We start from the raw sequence: 15,747 nt of genomic DNA, 5'->3' as shown, positions 1-15,747 counted from the left end.
CGGCCCTTCCGTCTGCCGGGGTACGGGTGTCAGTCCGACCGGGCCGCGAGGGCGAGGACCCGGTGGGCGCCCTCCACCACCGCCGCGTCGACGAAGCGGCCGTCGGGGAGGGCGAGCGCGCCCCGCCCGGTCCCGGCCGCCGCGACGACCTCCCGTGCCGCGTCGACCTCCTCAGGGGTGGGCAGGTAGGCCCGCTCGATGACCGGGAGCTGGCAGGGGTGGATGGCGGCCCGGCCGAGGAAGCCCATGGCCCGGCCCCGGGCGCAGCTCGCGGCCAGCGCGCCCAGGTCGCGGATGTCGGGGTGGACCGACTGGGCCGGCGGCGGGAGGGCGGCCGCCCGGGCCGCGACCACCACCCGGCCGCGCGGCCAGTCCAGGCCGCTGTCCTCCCGTACGCCCAGGTCGGCGCGGAGATCGGCCTCGCCGAGCGCGATCCCGCGCACCGCCGGGTGGGCGGTCGCGATGGCGTACGCGTGCTCCACGGCGAGGGCGTTCTCCAGGAGCGGGTAGAGGGCGACGTCAGGGGCCAGCTCGGCGATCCGGTGGATGTCAGCGGCGTGTGTCACCTTGGGTACACGGAGACCGCGGAGGCCGGGGAGGGAGGCCAGGGTGGGGATGTCGTGCGGGGAGTGGACACGGACGTGCACCGGGACGGGGTGGACGTCCGCGAGGAGATCCGCCGTGGCGTCCAGGGCGTACGCCTTGCGGTGCGGGGCGACCGCGTCCTCCAGGTCGACGATCACGACGTCGGCGCCGGAGGCGAGCGCCTTGCGGACGACCTCGGGGCGGTCGCCGGGGGCGTACAGCCAGGTGAGGGGTGTACGGACCCGGTGGAGAGCGTCGACTTCGGCCAGGGCGCTCATACCGCTCCCTGGTCGCGGAGGCGGTCGATCTCGGCGGGGCTGAGGCCGAGTTCGGAGAGGACGGCGGTGGTGTCGGCGCCGTGGGGGCGGCCGGGCCAGCGGATGCCTCCGGGCGTCTCGGAGAGGCGGAAGAGGACGTTCTGCATCTTGATCGGGCCGAGTTCGGGGTCCTGCACCTCGGTGACGGTGCCGAGCGCCCGGTACTGGGGGTCGTCGACGACGTCCCGGATGTCGTAGACGGGGGCGATGGCCGCCTCCGCCTTCTCGAAGGCCGCCATCGCCTCGTCCCGGGTGCGACGGGCGATCCACGCGCCGACCGCCTCGTCCAGGACGTCCGCGTGCTCGGCCCGGCCCGTGCCGTCGGCGAACCACGGCTCGTCGATCAGCTCCGGCCGGCCGACGAGCCGGAGCACCCGCTCGGCGATCGACTGGGCGGAGGTGGAGACGGCGACCCAGGAGCCGTCGGCGGTCCGATAGGTGTTGCGGGGGGCGTTGTTGCGGGACCGGTTGCCGGTCCGGGGCTGGACGTAACCGAGTTGGTCGTACCAGAGGGGGTGGGGTCCGATGACGGCGAGCATCGGTTCGATGATCGCCATGTCGACGACCTGGCCGCGTCCGGTCGTCGTCCTGGCGGTGAGCGCGGTCATCACCGCGTACGCCGTGGCCAGAGCGGCGATCGAGTCGGCCAGGCCGAAGGGCGGCAGGGTGGGCGGGCCCTCGGGTTCGCCGGTGATGGCGGCGAAACCGCTCATCGCCTCAGCGAGGGTGCCGAAGCCCGGGCGGTGGGAGTACGGGCCGAACTGGCCGAAGCCGGTGACCCGGGCGAGGACGAGGCGCGGGTTGACCGTGGAGAGCTCCTCCCAGCCCAGACCCCAGCGCTCCAGGGTGCCGGGGCGGAAGTTCTCCACGATCACGTCGGCGTCGGCGGCGAGCGCCAGGAGCGTGTCACGGCCTCCCGGCGAGGACAGGTCGAGGGTCATCGTCCGCTTGTTGCGGCCGAGGACCTTCCACCAGAGGCCGACGCCGTCCTTCGCGGGGCCGTGGCCACGGGACGGATCGGGCTTGCGGGGGTGCTCGACCTTGACGACGTCGGCGCCGAAGTCACCGAGCATCATGGCCGCGAGCGGACCGGCGAAGAGGGTCGCGAGATCCAGGACGCGCAGTCCGTGCAGGGGCGGAGCGGGAGGCGCGGGGGGTGCGGTGGCCGGGGTGTGCGCGGTCACCGGTGCGTGGACGGTCATACGGGGTCGGCCTCCAGGGAGTCGGGGGAGAGGAAGGCCGCCTCGATCTCGACGCGGTACGGCATCGAGGTCGACGCGCCCTCCCGCCGGACGGAGAGCGCGGCGGCGGTCTGCGCCCAGGCCAGGGCCTCCGGGGCGGGGCGGCCCTCGCCGAGGGCGACCGCGAGGGAGCCGACGAAGGTGTCGCCGGCCGCGGTGGTGTCGACGGCCCGGACCCGGGGGGCGGGCACCGTGATCGGATCGGCGCCCCGCACCGCGTACAGGCTGCCGGCCGCCCCCAGGGTGACGACCACCTCGGGGACGTCCCGGAGCAGGGCCAGGGCGGCCTCGCGCGGGTCGGTGAGTCCGGTGAGCGCGGCGGCCTCGTGCTCGTTGGGCACCAACAGGTCGGTCGCGGCGAGGAGTTCGGGCGGAAGGGGCTGGGCGGGGGCGGGGGTGAGGACGGTGCGGACGCCGAGCCGGCGGGCGGTCGCGGCGCCCTCCACGACGACGGAGAGGGGCAGTTCGAGCTGGAGGAGCAGGGCGTCCGCGGTGCCGATGAGCGCCTCGTCGCCATGGGTCAGGGAGGTGACGGTGCCGTTGGCGCCGGGGACGACGACGATCGCGTTGCCGCCCTCGTCGTCGACGACGATGTGCGCGGTGCCGGAGGAGCCCTCGGCGGTGCGCAGGAGATCGGTGTCCACCGAGCAGTGCTCCAGGGTGGCGCGGAGCCGTGCCCCGAAGTCGTCCGTGCCGACCGCGCCGATCATCGCCACCTCGGCGCCCGCGCGGGCGGCGGCGACGGCCTGGTTGGCACCCTTGCCGCCCGGGATCGTACGGAAGGAACGGCCGGTGACCGTCTCGCCGAGGGCCGGGGCCCTCGGCACGTAGGTGACGAGATCCATGTTGGTGCTGCCGAGTACGACGATGCTGGTCATGGGCGTACTGCCTCCAGGTGGGTCAGTTCGGCCAGGGTGTCGAAGCCGATGCCGTCGAAGGACGGGACCGAGGTCGAGAGACGGTTCTTGAGGGGGGAGGTCCAGTGCTCGGGCAGCCGGTCGGGGTGCCCGGCGAGCAGCCCGGCGACGGAGCCGGCGGTGGCCCCGTTGGAATCGGTGTCCCAGCCTCCGGAGACGGCCGCGCAGACGGAGCGGGAGAAGTCGCCGTCGGCGTGGGTGAGGGCGGCGGCGAGCAGGGCGGCGTTCGGGACGGCATGCACCCAGTGGTACCCGCCGAGTTCGGCGTGCAGCCGGTCGACGACGGCGTCGAAGTCGGTCGCCTCGTGGGCGAGCCCGATCCCTCGGCGGACGGCCTCCGCGAGGCGGGAGCGCGGCGGGACCACGCCGAGGCCGGCGGCGAGCGACTGATGGACGTCGGCGGTGCCGCTCGCCGCCGTGGCGAGGGTGGCGGCGACGAACATGGCGCCGTAGACGCCGTTCGCGGTGTGGGTGAGCACCGCGTCCCGGTAGGCCTGTCCCGCGGCGCCGACCGGATCGCCCGGACGGGTCCAGCCGTGGACGTCGGCCCGGATCTGGGCGCCGATCCACTCGCGGAAGGGGTTGCGGTGGACGGCGGTCAGCGGGGGTTCCACGCCGTCGAGGAGATTGCGGTAGGCGACCCGCTCGGCCGTGAAGGTGCGGCCGGCGGGAAGCTCGTCGAGCCAGAGGCGGGCGACGTCGGTGGTGGTGAAGTCGCGGCCGTGCCGCTGGAGGAGCAGCAGATTGAGCAGGGGGTAGTTGAGGTCGTCGTCCTCGGGCATCCCGTCGATGTTCTCGGCGAGGGAGGTGGCGGCGGAGCGACGGTTCCAGGGATGGGCGGCGAGCAGTTCCGGCGGGACGCCGCGGGCGGTGAACCAGGTGGAGAGGGGCCAGTTGCCGGTGGCACGGGCGAGGGCGCGGATGGCCGGGAGGGGCAGCTTCTCGACGGGCTTGCCGAGCAGACACCCGACGGCACGACCGAGCCAGGCGGCGTGCAGGCGGTGGAGGAGACCGTCGGGGGCTTCGCCCCCGAGCCCCCCGAGCCCCCCGAGCTCCCCGAGCCCCCCGAGCCCCCCGAGCCCTTGGGGGCTCGGCGCTACGCGCGGCTGGTCGGTGCCGGGCAGCGGGGGTGCGGGTGGGGCCTGGTGGGCGCGGTGCGGGAGGCCGGGACCCGGCAACGGGGGCTGCGCCCACCCCTCCCGCCCTGCGGGACGATTGCCCACAGCGGTGGCGGAGCCCCCGGTCCCGTCAGGGTCTGGGGGAGGGGTGGTGCGGGGGGTCGTCAAAGCCTGGATGGCGGGGAGCCGGGTCGGTTCACGTTCCGCGAGGGGGGTCGGGAGGGTCGCCAGGGCGTCCAGGAGTTCTGTCGCCAGGTCGCGGAGGTCCGGGCGGGGTGTCTCGGAGGCACCGGCCGGCCCGGGGGCCGGGGGGCCGCCCGCTGCCGCCCAGCGGGCCGCGAGGGCGCTCGCGTCGCGGCCGTCCTCCCTGGCCTGGCGGAGTTCGTGGCCCACCAGGTCCTCCGGCTGGACCCAGGTCAGGCGGAGGTTCACCGGGCGCCGCTCGTCAGGGCCGAGAACGCCGACTCGTGGGCCCGGCGGCGCTCCGTGTCCCGGGCGAAGACCTCGCGGGTCACCTCGGTCAGCGCCCTCGCCGGGGCGTGCAGGTCCAGACGGCTCGCCTCCGCCACCCGCTTCGCCCAGTCGGCGGGCACCGCGGACTCTCCGTGCAGCGCGCCCACGACCGCGCCCGCCATCGTGGCGATCGAGTCGCAGTCGCGGCCGTAGTTGACCGCGCCAAGGACCGTACGGCGGAAGTCGCCCTCGCCGACCAGGAGCATGCCGAGGGCGATCGGGAGCTCCTCGATCGCGTGCAGGCGGGAGGGGCGGCGGGCGCCGAGGGAGGGGGAGCGGTAGTCGGGGCCGACCGAGTCGAAGGGGGCCACCGCCTTGCGGAGCGGGGTCAGGGCCGGCTCGAAGTCCGTGTACCGTGCCGCCACTTCGGCGACCGCCTCGATCGCCGACCGCGTGCCGTCCTTCGCGAGGGCGAGGGCCGCCCCGACCACCGAGGACGGTGTGGCGTCCGGTGCGCACGCCGCCGCCACCGCCGCCGCGAACACCCCCGCCGCCTCACGGCCGTACGAGGACTGGTGGGCGCCCGCGACGTCGAGGGCCTCGGCGTACGCGGCCTCCGGGTGGGCCGCGTTGACGAGCCCGACCGGTGCCATGTACATCGCGGCGCCGCAGTTGACGATGTTGCCGGTGCCGGCCTCGCGGGGGTCCACATGGCCGTAGTGGAGCCGGGCCACGATCCACTTCTCGGCCAGGAAGATCCGCTGGAGCGGCAGCGCCTCCGCCTCCAGCTCCGGGATCCAGACGGGGGAGCCCATGAGTTCGGGCACGAGGTGGTCCGCGACCGCGTACGCGTCGAGGTGGCCGCGGACCTTCTCGTACACCCTGATCAGGGCGTGGGTCATCAAGGTGTCGTCGGTGACGTGCCCGTCGCCCTTGTGGTACGGGGCGATGGGGCGGGCGGTGCGCCACTCGCCGCCGTTCCAGGGGCCGACGATCCCCGTGACCCGGCCGCCGTGCCGTTCCACGATCTGCTCGGGGGTGTAGCCCTCGACGGGGCCGCCGAGCGCGTCGCCGACGGCGGCCCCGAGGAGACTGCCGGTGATCCGGTCATCCAGTGTGGGTGTCATGTCGGAATTGTCCACCCGGGGTGGCCGGTTCCGTGGCTGCGAGCAGCCCGGCGAGTTCGACCAGATCCGTCCCCGCCAGCCGGGGCAGCGCGCAGCCCGCGAGCGTCCGGCACGCCTCGCGCCACGTCGCCGGCACCGAACGGCCCCCGCCGAGCGCCCCGGTGAGCGCGCCCGCGAGCGCGGGGGCGGAGTCGGCGACCCGCGAGAGGCAGACGGCGGCCGGTACGGCGGCCGTCATCTCGCCCCGGGCGGCGGTGGCGAGCGCGAGCGCCACCGGAACGGTCTCGGCGGCCGCGATCCCGTAGCTGTAGACGTGGTCCACGATCTGGTGCTCCAGGAGCGGCACCAGTTCGAAGGCCGAACCGGCCGTCCGGGCCAGCTTCACCGCGTACCGGGCGTTGCGGCCGATCTCCGTGACGGACGGGAGTTCTTCCAGCGCGGCCTCGACGCTCTCGTCGACCGTCGCCCCGCCGAACGCGGCGGCGACGGCCGCCGCCATCGCGCGGGCGCCGTGGACGCCGTCGCCGTCCTGGGTGTACCGGGCGTCGAACTCCGCGAGTTCGGCGGCCGCGCGCGGGTCTCCGGGGTGGACGAGGGCGAGGACGACGGCCCGTACACAGGCGGCGTCGTCGAAGAAGTGCGGGTTGTCGTGGCCGGTGGCGGGCGGGCGCAGCCCGGTGGCGAGATTGCCGAGACCCGCCCGTACGGAGATCCGGGCGCGGAGCGGGAGCACGGCGGACTCGACCTCGGGGGCGCGGTCCGCGGCGGCGGCGACCTGCCCGGCGAGGGCGTTCCAGGCGAGGTCGACGGCGGCGCGCAGGCGGCGCTCCGGGGGGAGGCCGGCGAAGACCTGGCCGGAGGCGGTGAGGACGGCCTCGGCGGTGAAGGCCGCCCACTCGGCGTCGTCGGAGGGGCCGAGACGGAGCGGTTCCGGCGGCTGGTTGAGGGCGATGGGGACGGGGAGGGTGGTCGTGGCGTTCTGTTCGGCGAAGGTGTCGAGTTCGCGGGTGAGACGGCGGGTCCACTCGGGCATGCGGGCGGCGCGGTGCCTGGCGGCGGGCCATCCCGCCGCGTCGCCCGCGGCGAGGCCGAGGAGGAGGCCTTCGACGGCGTCGCGGCTCGCGTTGGCCGGGGCGTGGACCTGTGCGTCCGGTGCCGGGGGTGGCGGCGGTTCCCGGTGGGCGCCGAGCAGGAAGCCGGAGCCCGGCACCGTGGGCGCGGCGAGGTCCTGGTGGGCGGCGAGCAAGGGCTCGGGACCCGGCACCAAGTGCCGTGCCCACCCGTCCCGCCCTGCGGAACGATTGCCCACAGCAGTGAGTGCGATGTCCGTCGTCGTCGTGTCGTTCGTGTTCATCAGGTGTCCGCCTCCGGGGTCAGAAGGTCCGCTACGTCCAGGACGTGGTAGCCGCGCATCGAGGGGAGGCAGCTGCCGGTGACGGGGGCGATGGCCGTCGACCACTCCTCCGGGATCGCCGAGGCGCCCGCCATCGCGCCGGCCAGGGCGCCCGCCACCGCCGCCGTGGTGTCGGCGTCGCGGCCCATGTTGACGGCGGTGAGGACGGCCGTACGGAAGTCTCCGCGCGCCGCGGCGAAGGCGCCGAACGCCAGGCCCACCGCCTCGGGGGCCAGGTCCGTCCAGGGGTAACCGCCGATGACGACCGCCGAGCGGACCTGGCGTTCACGGGTGAGCGGGTCCGGCTGGACGCGCTGGGCGGCGACCACCGCGCGGCGCAGCGAGCGGGCCGTCCACGAGTCCATCGGTACGACGGAGAGGGCCGCCGCGATCACGGACGTGACCGTCGCGCCCGCCATCGCCGCCGCGACGCCCGCCGCGACCGCCTGGCCGCCGTAGATGCCCTCGCCGTCGTGGCTGACGCTGCCGTCGATCGCGACGAGGCGGGCCGCCTCCGCCGGGCGCCCGGCCGCGAACACCCCGAAGGGCGCCGCGCGCATGGCGAGACCGTCGCTCCAGGCGTGGCGGTGCTGGGCGGAGATGGGGGCGGCGAGCCCCCGGCGGAGGTTCTCCAGGGTGCCGCGTTCGGAGAAGCCCGCCCCGCGGAACGGCCCCTCGTCGAGGTCGGCGATCCAGTGGTGCCAGGCCCGTTCGACGTGCTGGACGGTGAGGGCCGAGCCGTGCCGGGCGAGGAGGAGCGCCGAGAAGATGGCGTACTCGGTGTCGTCGGTGCCGGCCGGGCTGTCCGTCACGAAGCCCTCGATCCGGCCCCAGCGGCGGCGGATCTCGGAGGGCCGCATGTTCTCGGCGGGCGCGCCGAGCGCGTCGCCGACGGCAAGGCCGAGGAGCGCCCCTCTCGCCCGTTCACGTGTGTCGCGTGCCGTGGTGGTCACCATCTCGCGGCCCCTTCCTCGGGAGAGGCGCACCCATGGCGCCCCGATGCCTGGATCTGTGCCACCCCGGGCCGCGAACTCGCCGAAGAAACGTCTCTGTCACCCGCCTGACACCACGCCAGGACCCGGTTCACGCAGCAAGGCAGGCCTTAGTAAGTACGGCCTGCCTTGCTGGCGCGCCCCTTACATCATGCGTATGTTCGAGTGAGTTGGGGGCGGCGGGTGCGACCCGGCCCGCCGGAACGAGGGAGAGTCATGTCCATCATCGAAGCTCAGGCGCCACTGCACGAGGCCCACCGCGACAACCACACGCACCGCGACGTCAACGGCGGCTGGCTGCGTCCCGCCGTGTTCGGCGCGATGGACGGCCTGGTCTCCAACCTCGCCCTGATGACCGGCGTCGCCGGCGGCGCGGTCTCCCCGCAGACCGTCGCCATCACCGGCCTCGCCGGACTCGCGGCGGGCGCCTTCTCGATGGCCGCGGGCGAATACACTTCCGTCGCCTCGCAGCGCGAACTCGTCCAGGCGGAACTGGACGTCGAGCGGCGCCAGTTGCGCAAGCACCCGATCGACGAGATGGAGGAGCTGGCCGCGCTCTACGTCTCCCGGGGCGTCGAGCCGGCGCTCGCCCGCGAGGTCGCCATGCAGCTGTCGAAGGACCCCGAGCAGGCCCTGGAGATCCACGCGCGCGAGGAACTCGGCATCGACCCGGACGACCTTCCGTCGCCGATGGTCGCCGCGGTCTCCTCCTTCGGCTCCTTCGCGCTCGGCGCGCTGCTCCCCGTACTGCCGTACCTGCTCGGGGCGACCGCGCTCTGGCCGGCCGTGCTCCTCGCGCTCCTCGGCCTCTTCGCCTGCGGCGCGCTCGTGGCCCGGGTGACCGCCCGCGGCTGGCTCTTCAGCGGGCTGCGCCAGCTGCTCCTGGGCGGGGCCGCGGCGGCCGTCACGTACGGGCTCGGCATGCTCCTCGGGGCCGCGCTGTAACCCCGGCGCTGTGACCCCGCGCCGTGCCCCCGGCGCTGTAACCACGCGCCGTAACCCCGCGCCGTGACCCGTGACGGGAACGGATTCCGTACCCGTACAGACGACCGAGAGGCCCCTCCGCGGGGCCTTTCGGTCATTTCGGGGCACCCTAGTGGGAGAAGACGGGCATATCGCCTGTGACGTATATCCCTGGCCCGAACCGCCACCTCGATGAGACACTATGCAGGACGCCACATATGTAGCCGGTTACTCGGCGGTTTCGAACCTGTGACCAACGGGAATGAGGCATGAGCGTCACTGGGCAATGAAGCCCACACAGTGACGGGTCGCCGTAGACCCGGAGATCATCCGGACCACCTCGATCCGTCCCCCGCGGGACGGCATCCGTGCCCGCACCCCACAGGTGAACCCCCACCACCGCTGCGTGTCGGCGGTGTCCGCATGCTGGAATGAGCTATCCGCTTCGCGAGAAGCCAGCCATCATGTAACCTGCACGAAATTTCGCGGAGGGCCAACGTCGTCCCTCGGCATCTGCATATGCCACGACGACGACGGGAGAGCCGATGCGTTCCGACGCCTGGTCGCCCATGGACGGTCGCCCCGCTCCGCAGGGGATGTACGACCCCCGTAACGAACACGACGCCTGTGGTGTCGGGTTCGTGGCCACCCTCACCGGTGTAGCCAGTCACGCACTGGTCGAGCAGGCGCTGACCGTACTGCGCAACCTCGAACACCGCGGCGCCACCGGCTCCGAGCCCGACTCCGGAGACGGCGCCGGCATCCTGCTCCAGGTCCCGGACGCCTTCCTGCGCGAGGTCACCGGCTTCGAGCTCCCCACCGCCGGGGCGTACGCCGTCGGCATCGCCTTCCTTCCCGCCGACGGCCCCGCACAGGCCGTCGAGCGGATCGAGACGATCGCCGCCGAAGAAGGCCTGACCGTCCTCGGCTGGCGCGAGGTCCCCGTCGCCCCCGAGCTGCTCGGCGCCTCCGCCCGCTCCACCATGCCGGTCTTCCGGCAGCTCTTCGTCGCCGACGGCGAGACGTCCGGCATCGCGCTGGACCGCAAGGCCTTCGTGCTGCGCAAGCGCGCCGAGCGCGAGGCCGCGACCTACTTCCCGTCGCTCTCCGCCCGCACCATCGTCTACAAGGGCATGCTGACCACCGGCCAGCTGGAGCCCTTCTTCCCGGACCTGTCGGACCGCCGCTGCGCCACCGCCGTGGCCCTGGTCCACTCCCGGTTCTCCACCAACACCTTCCCGAGCTGGCCGCTGGCCCACCCGTACCGCTTCGTCGCCCACAACGGTGAGATCAACACCGTCAAGGGCAACCGGAACTGGATGACCGCCCGCGAGGCCCAGCTCGACTCCACCGTCTTCGGCGAGGGCGCGCTCGACCGGATCTTCCCGATCTGCACCCCCGACGCCTCCGACTCGGCCTCCTTCGACGAGGTCCTGGAGCTGCTCCACCTCGGCGGCCGCTCGCTGCCGCACGCGGTCCTGATGATGGTCCCGGAGGCGTGGGAGAACCACGAGACCATGGACCCGGCCCGCCGCGCCTTCTACCAGTACCACTCCACGATGATGGAGCCCTGGGACGGCCCGGCCTGCGTCACCTTCACCGACGGCGTCCAGGTCGGCGCGGTCCTCGACCGCAACGGTCTGCGCCCCGGCCGCTACTGGGTCACCGACGAGGGCCTCGTCGTCCTCTCCTCCGAGGTCGGCGTCCTCGACATCGACCCCGCCAAGGTCGTCCGCAAGGGCCGCCTCCAGCCCGGCAAGATGTTCCTCGTCGACACCGCCGAGCACCGCATCGTCGAGGACGACGAGATCAAGGCCGCCCTCGCCGCCGAGAACCCGTACGCGGAGTGGCTGGAGACCGGCGAGATCGAGCTCTCCGACCTCCCCGAGCGCGAGCACATCGTGCACACCCACGCCTCGGTCACCCGCCGCCAGCAGACCTTCGGCTACACCGAGGAAGAGCTCCGCGTCATCCTCGCCCCGATGGCCCGCACCGGCGGCGAGCCCCTCGGCTCCATGGGCACGGACTCGCCGATCGCGGCCCTGTCCGCCCGCCCGCGGCTGCTCTTCGACTACTTCACCCAGCTCTTCGCGCAGGTCACCAACCCGCCGCTCGACGCCATCCGCGAAGAGCTCGTGACCTCCCTGCGCTCCTCGCTCGGCCCCCAGGGCAACCTCCTGGAGCCGACGCCGGTGTCGTGTCGCAGCGTCACGCTGCCCTTCCCGGTGATCGACAACGACGAGCTGGCCAAGCTCATCCACATCAACGCCGACGGCGACATGCCCGGCATGAAGGCCGCGACCCTCTCCGGCCTCTACCGGGTCTCCGGCGGCGGCGAGGCCCTCGCCGCCCGCATCGACGCGATCTGCGCCGAGGCCGACACCGCCATCGAGGGCGGCGCCCGCCTCATCGTGCTCTCCGACCGGCACTCCGACGCCGAGCACGCCCCGATCCCCTCGCTGCTGCTCACCGCGGCCGTCCACCACCACCTCATCCGCACCAAGCAGCGCACCAAGGTGGGTCTGCTCGTCGAGGCCGGTGACGTCCGCGAGGTCCACCACGTCGCCCTGCTCATCGGCTACGGCGCCGCCGCGGTCAACCCGTACCTCGCCATGGAGTCCGTCGAGGACCTGGTCCGCGCCGGCACCTTCATCGAGGGCCTGGAGCCCGAGCAGGCCATCCGGAACCTGATCTACGCCCTCGGCAAGGGCGTCCTCAAGGTCATGTCCAAGATGGGCATCTCCACCGTCGCCTCCTACCGCGGCGCCCAGGTCTTCGAGGCCGTCGGCCTCGACGAGACCTTCGTCGCCACCTACTTCAACGGCACGGCCACCAAGATCGGCGGCGCCGGCCTCGACGTCGTCGCCAAGGAGGTCGCCGCCCGCCACGCCAAGGCGTACCCCGTCTCCGGCGTCGCCTCGGCGCACCGCGCCCTGGACATCGGCGGCGAGTACCAGTGGCGCCGCGAGGGCGAACCGCACCTGTTCGACCCGGAGACCGTCTTCCGCCTCCAGCACGCCACGCGCAACAAGCGGTACGACATCTTCAAGCAGTACACCGAGCGGGTGAACGAGCAGTCCGAGCGCCTCATGACGCTCCGCGGCCTCTTCGGCTTCTCCTCCGACCGGGAAGCGATCTCCATCGACGAGGTCGAGCCGGTCTCCGAGATCGTCAAGCGCTTCTCCACCGGCGCCATGTCGTACGGCTCCATCTCCAAGGAGGCGCACGAGACCCTCGCCGTCGCCATGAACCAGCTGGGCGCCAAGTCCAACACCGGTGAGGGCGGCGAGGACCCGGACCGCCTCTACGACCCGGCCCGCCGCTCCGCGATCAAGCAGGTCGCCTCCGGCCGCTTCGGCGTCACCAGCGAGTACCTGGTCAACGCCGACGACATCCAGATCAAGATGGCCCAGGGCGCCAAGCCCGGCGAGGGCGGCCAGCTGCCCGGCCACAAGGTCTACCCGTGGGTCGCCAAGACGCGTCACTCGACGCCCGGCGTCGGCCTCATCTCGCCGCCGCCGCACCACGACATCTACTCCATCGAAGACCTGGCCCAGCTGATCCACGACCTCAAGAACGCCAACCCGGCCGCCCGCATCCACGTGAAGCTGGTCTCCGAGGTCGGCGTCGGCACGGTCGCCGCCGGTGTCTCCAAGGCCCACGCGGACGTCGTCCTCATCTCAGGACACGACGGCGGAACGGGCGCCTCCCCGCTGACCTCGCTCAAGCACGCGGGCGGCCCCTGGGAGCTCGGCCTCGCCGAGACCCAGCAGACCCTGCTGCTCAACGGCCTGCGCGACCGGATCGTCGTCCAGACCGACGGCCAGCTCAAGACCGGCCGCGACGTCGTCATCGCCGCGCTGCTCGGCGCCGAGGAGTTCGGTTTCGCGACCGCGCCGCTCGTCGTCTCCGGCTGCGTCATGATGCGCGTCTGCCACCTGGACACCTGCCCGGTCGGCATCGCCACCCAGAACCCGGTCCTGCGGGACCGTTTCTCCGGCAAGGCCGAGTTCGTCGTCAACTTCTTCGAGTTCATCGCCGAGGAGGTCCGCGAGCTCCTCGCCGAGCTGGGCTTCCGCACCCTCGAAGAGGCCGTCGGCCACGCCGAGCTGCTCGACACCAGCCGCGCCGTCTCCCACTGGAAGGCGCAGGGTCTCGACCTGGAGCCGCTCTTCTACGTGCCGGAGCTGCCCGAGGGCGCGGTCCGCCACGCCCTGATCGAGCAGGACCACGGCCTGGAGAAGGCCCTCGACAACGAGCTGATCCAGCTCGCCGCCGAGGCCCTGAACGCCCCCTCCGCCGAGGAGGCCCAGCCGGTCCGCGCCCAGGTCGCCATCCGCAACATCAACCGCACGGTCGGCACCATGCTCGGCCACCAGGTCACGAAGAAGTTCGGTGGCGCCGGCCTCCCGGCCGACACCATCGACATCACCTTCACCGGCTCCGCCGGCCAGTCCTTCGGCGCCTTCCTGCCGAGCGGTGTCACCCTCCGCCTGGAGGGCGACGCCAACGACTACGTCGGCAAGGGCCTCTCCGGCGGCCGCGTGATCGTCCGCCCCGACCGGGGCGCCGACCACCTCGCCGAGTACTCCACCATCGCCGGCAACACCATCGGCTACGGAGCGACCGGCGGCGAGCTGTTCCTCCGCGGCCGCACCGGTGAGCGCTTCTGCGTCCGCAACTCCGGCGCCCTGGTCGTCTCGGAGGGCGTGGGCGACCACGGCTGCGAGTACATGACCGGCGGTACGGCGGTCGTCCTCGGCGAGACCGGCCGCAACTTCGCGGCCGGCATGTCCGGCGGCGTCGCCTACGTCGTCGACCTCGACCGGGACAACGTCAACTCCGGCAACCTGGGCGCGATCGAGGCCCTGTCGGACTCCGACAAGGCGTGGCTGCACGACGTCGTGCGCCGCCACCAGGAGGAGACCGGCTCCACGGTCGCCGAGAAGCTCCTCGCCGACTGGGACGCGAACGCCGACCGGTTCAGCAAGATCATCCCCACCACGTACAAGGCAGTGCTCGCCGCCAAGGACGCCGCTGAGCTCGCCGGTCTCTCCGAGGCCGAGACCACCGAGAAGATGATGGAGGCGGCGACCCATGGCTGACCCCAAGGGCTTCCTGACCACCGGTCGCGAGGTCGCGAAGACCCGCCCCGTGGCCGAGCGCGTCCGGGACTGGAACGAGGTCTACGTCCCCGGCTCCCTGCTGCCGATCATCAGCAAGCAGGCCGGCCGCTGCATGGACTGCGGCATCCCGTTCTGCCACAACGGCTGTCCCCTCGGGAACCTGATCCCCGAGTGGAACGACTACGCCTACCGCGAGGACTGGTCGGCGGCGCAGGAGCGCCTGCACGCCACCAACAACTTCCCGGAGTTCACCGGCCGCCTGTGCCCGGCCCCCTGCGAGTCCGCGTGCGTGCTCGGCATCAACCAGCCGGCCGTCACCATCAAGAACGTCGAAGTCTCCATCATCGACAAGGCCTGGGACGGGGGCGACGTCAAGCCGCAGGTGCCCGAGCGCCTCTCCGGCAAGACGGCCGCCGTCATCGGCTCGGGCCCGGCGGGTCTCGCCGCCGCCCAGCAGCTGACCCGGGCCGGCCACACCGTGGTCGTGTACGAGCGCGCCGACCGCATCGGCGGCCTGCTGCGCTACGGCATCCCCGAGTTCAAGATGGAGAAGCGGCACATCAACCGCCGCATCGAGCAGATGCGCGCGGAGGGCACCAAGTTCCGCACCGGCATCGAGATCGGCCGCGACCTGACGGCGACGGACCTGCGCAAGCGGTTCGACGCCGTGGTCATCGCCGCCGGTGCCACCACCGCCCGCGACCTGCCGGTCCCGGGCCGTGAGCTCAACGGCATCCACCAGGCGATGGAGTACCTGCCGCTCGCCAACAAGGTCGTCGAGGGCGACTTCGTGGCCCCGCCGATCACCGCCGAGGGCAAGCACGTCGTCGTCATCGGCGGCGGCGACACCGGCGCCGACTGCGTCGGCACGGCCCACCGCCAGGGCGCGGCCTCCGTCACGCAGCTGGAGATCATGCCCCGCCCGGGCGAGGACCGGAACCCCGGCCAGCCCTGGCCGACCTTCCCCATGCTGTACAAGGTCACCTCCGCGCACGAGGAGGGAGGCGAGCGGGTCTACTCCGTCTCCACCACCCACTTCGAGGGCGACGAGGACGGCAACGTCCAGTTCCTCCACCTCGTCGAGGTCGAGTTCGTCGGCGGCAAGCTGACCCAGAAGCCGGGCACCGAGCGCAGGATCCCCGCCCAGCTGGTCACGCTCGCGATGGGCTTCACCGGCACGGACGTCGAGAACGGCCTGGTCGCCCAGTTCGGCCTCGCCCTCGACGAGCGGGGTAACATCGCCCGTGACGCGGACTTCGCCACCAACGTCGATGGCGTCTACGTCGCCGGAGACGCCGGCCGCGGCCAGTCGCTGATCGTCTGGGCCATCGCCGAGGGCCGCTCCGCCGCCCGTGGCGTGGACCGCTACCTGACCGGAGCCAGCTCCCTGCCGGCCCCGATCCGCCCGACGGACCGTTCGCTGACGGTCTGATCCCGCCGGACCATCCCGCCGGATCACCCAAGAACGTCCCGTACAACGACGTGCGGAACTGAGCGCGGCGCCCCCCGAATGTC

General features: G+C 73.1%; 10 protein-coding genes. 3 read left to right on the top strand and 7 right to left on the bottom strand.

Going from position 1 to position 15,747, the window contains the following annotated elements:
- Window positions 1-29: 29 nt before the first annotated feature.
- The 7 genes from ACFWUY_RS02160 to ACFWUY_RS02130 are packed head-to-tail and all read right to left on the bottom strand — an operon-like array spanning window position 30 to window position 8,107.
- Window positions 30-863: an HpcH/HpaI aldolase/citrate lyase family protein gene (locus ACFWUY_RS02160; protein ID WP_384101013.1), complete on the bottom strand. Its 834-nt coding sequence runs from the start codon at window positions 861-863 to the stop codon at window positions 30-32.
- The gene (locus ACFWUY_RS02155) at window positions 860-2,104 is read right to left on the bottom strand and encodes a CaiB/BaiF CoA transferase family protein (RefSeq protein ID WP_384101011.1); all 1,245 of its coding nucleotides are present in this window, start codon (window positions 2,102-2,104) and stop codon (window positions 860-862) included. The genes ACFWUY_RS02160 and ACFWUY_RS02155 overlap by 4 nt, the downstream gene beginning before the upstream one ends.
- The gene (gene rbsK / locus ACFWUY_RS02150; RefSeq protein WP_384101009.1) at window positions 2,101-3,021 is read right to left on the bottom strand and encodes a ribokinase; all 921 of its coding nucleotides are present in this window, start codon (window positions 3,019-3,021) and stop codon (window positions 2,101-2,103) included. Before rbsK ends, ACFWUY_RS02155 begins: the two co-directional genes overlap by 4 nt.
- On the bottom strand, window positions 3,018-4,610 hold the full coding sequence (locus ACFWUY_RS02145) for an ADP-ribosylglycohydrolase family protein (RefSeq protein ID WP_384101006.1): 1,593 nt from the start codon (window positions 4,608-4,610) through the stop codon (window positions 3,018-3,020). The genes rbsK and ACFWUY_RS02145 overlap by 4 nt, the downstream gene beginning before the upstream one ends.
- Window positions 4,607-5,758: an ADP-ribosylglycohydrolase family protein gene (locus ACFWUY_RS02140; protein WP_384101004.1), complete on the bottom strand. Its 1,152-nt coding sequence runs from the start codon at window positions 5,756-5,758 to the stop codon at window positions 4,607-4,609. The genes ACFWUY_RS02145 and ACFWUY_RS02140 overlap by 4 nt, the downstream gene beginning before the upstream one ends.
- A complete protein-coding gene (locus ACFWUY_RS02135; protein WP_384101002.1) occupies window positions 5,739-7,112 on the bottom strand; it encodes an ADP-ribosylglycohydrolase family protein in 1,374 nt (457 codons plus the stop codon). The genes ACFWUY_RS02140 and ACFWUY_RS02135 overlap by 20 nt, the downstream gene beginning before the upstream one ends.
- Window positions 7,112-8,107, bottom strand: coding sequence for an ADP-ribosylglycohydrolase family protein (locus tag ACFWUY_RS02130; RefSeq protein WP_384101000.1), 996 nt, complete (start codon window positions 8,105-8,107; stop codon window positions 7,112-7,114). The genes ACFWUY_RS02135 and ACFWUY_RS02130 overlap by 1 nt, the downstream gene beginning before the upstream one ends.
- A gap of 252 nt (window positions 8,108-8,359) precedes the next feature.
- Here ACFWUY_RS02130 and ACFWUY_RS02125 point away from each other — a divergent pair, with 252 nt between their 5' ends.
- The 3 genes from ACFWUY_RS02125 to ACFWUY_RS02115 all read left to right on the top strand — a co-directional run bounded on the left by ACFWUY_RS02125 (window position 8,360) and on the right by ACFWUY_RS02115 (window position 15,664).
- The gene (locus ACFWUY_RS02125) at window positions 8,360-9,088 is read left to right on the top strand and encodes a VIT1/CCC1 transporter family protein (RefSeq protein ID WP_384100998.1); all 729 of its coding nucleotides are present in this window, start codon (window positions 8,360-8,362) and stop codon (window positions 9,086-9,088) included.
- Between the two features lie 563 nt (window positions 9,089-9,651).
- A complete protein-coding gene (gene gltB / locus ACFWUY_RS02120; protein WP_384100996.1) occupies window positions 9,652-14,211 on the top strand; it encodes a glutamate synthase large subunit in 4,560 nt (1,519 codons plus the stop codon).
- Window positions 14,204-15,664 carry a glutamate synthase subunit beta gene (locus ACFWUY_RS02115; RefSeq protein ID WP_384100994.1) on the top strand — a complete coding sequence of 487 codons (1,461 nt, stop codon included), beginning with the start codon at window positions 14,204-14,206 and terminating at the stop codon, window positions 15,662-15,664. Before gltB ends, ACFWUY_RS02115 begins: the two co-directional genes overlap by 8 nt.
- Window positions 15,665-15,747 lie beyond the last annotated feature (83 nt).

It is taken from the genome of Streptomyces sp. NPDC058664 (assembly GCF_042716635.1).
Taxonomy (GTDB): Bacteria; Actinomycetota; Actinomycetes; order Streptomycetales; family Streptomycetaceae; genus Streptomyces.
The sequence above is the reverse complement of the archived record's forward strand: the minus strand, read 5'-3'. Positions and strand labels throughout refer to the sequence as shown.

Excerpts from the sequence above, each read along its gene's own strand:
- ACFWUY_RS02160 (WP_384101013.1), bottom strand. The coding sequence starts at position 863 with ATGAGCGCCCTGGCCGAAGTCGACGCTCTCCACCGGGTCCGTACACCC.
- ACFWUY_RS02155 (WP_384101011.1), bottom strand. The coding sequence starts at position 2,104 with ATGACCGTCCACGCACCGGTGACCGCGCACACCCCGGCCACCGCACCC.
- rbsK (WP_384101009.1), bottom strand. The coding sequence starts at position 3,021 with ATGACCAGCATCGTCGTACTCGGCAGCACCAACATGGATCTCGTCACC.
- ACFWUY_RS02140 (WP_384101004.1), bottom strand. The coding sequence starts at position 5,758 with ATGACACCCACACTGGATGACCGGATCACCGGCAGTCTCCTCGGGGCC.
- ACFWUY_RS02135 (WP_384101002.1), bottom strand. The coding sequence starts at position 7,112 with ATGAACACGAACGACACGACGACGACGGACATCGCACTCACTGCTGTG.
- ACFWUY_RS02130 (WP_384101000.1), bottom strand. The coding sequence starts at position 8,107 with ATGGTGACCACCACGGCACGCGACACACGTGAACGGGCGAGAGGGGCG.
- ACFWUY_RS02125 (WP_384100998.1), top strand. The coding sequence starts at position 8,360 with ATGTCCATCATCGAAGCTCAGGCGCCACTGCACGAGGCCCACCGCGAC.
- gltB (WP_384100996.1), top strand. The coding sequence starts at position 9,652 with ATGCGTTCCGACGCCTGGTCGCCCATGGACGGTCGCCCCGCTCCGCAG.
- ACFWUY_RS02115 (WP_384100994.1), top strand. The coding sequence starts at position 14,204 with ATGGCTGACCCCAAGGGCTTCCTGACCACCGGTCGCGAGGTCGCGAAG.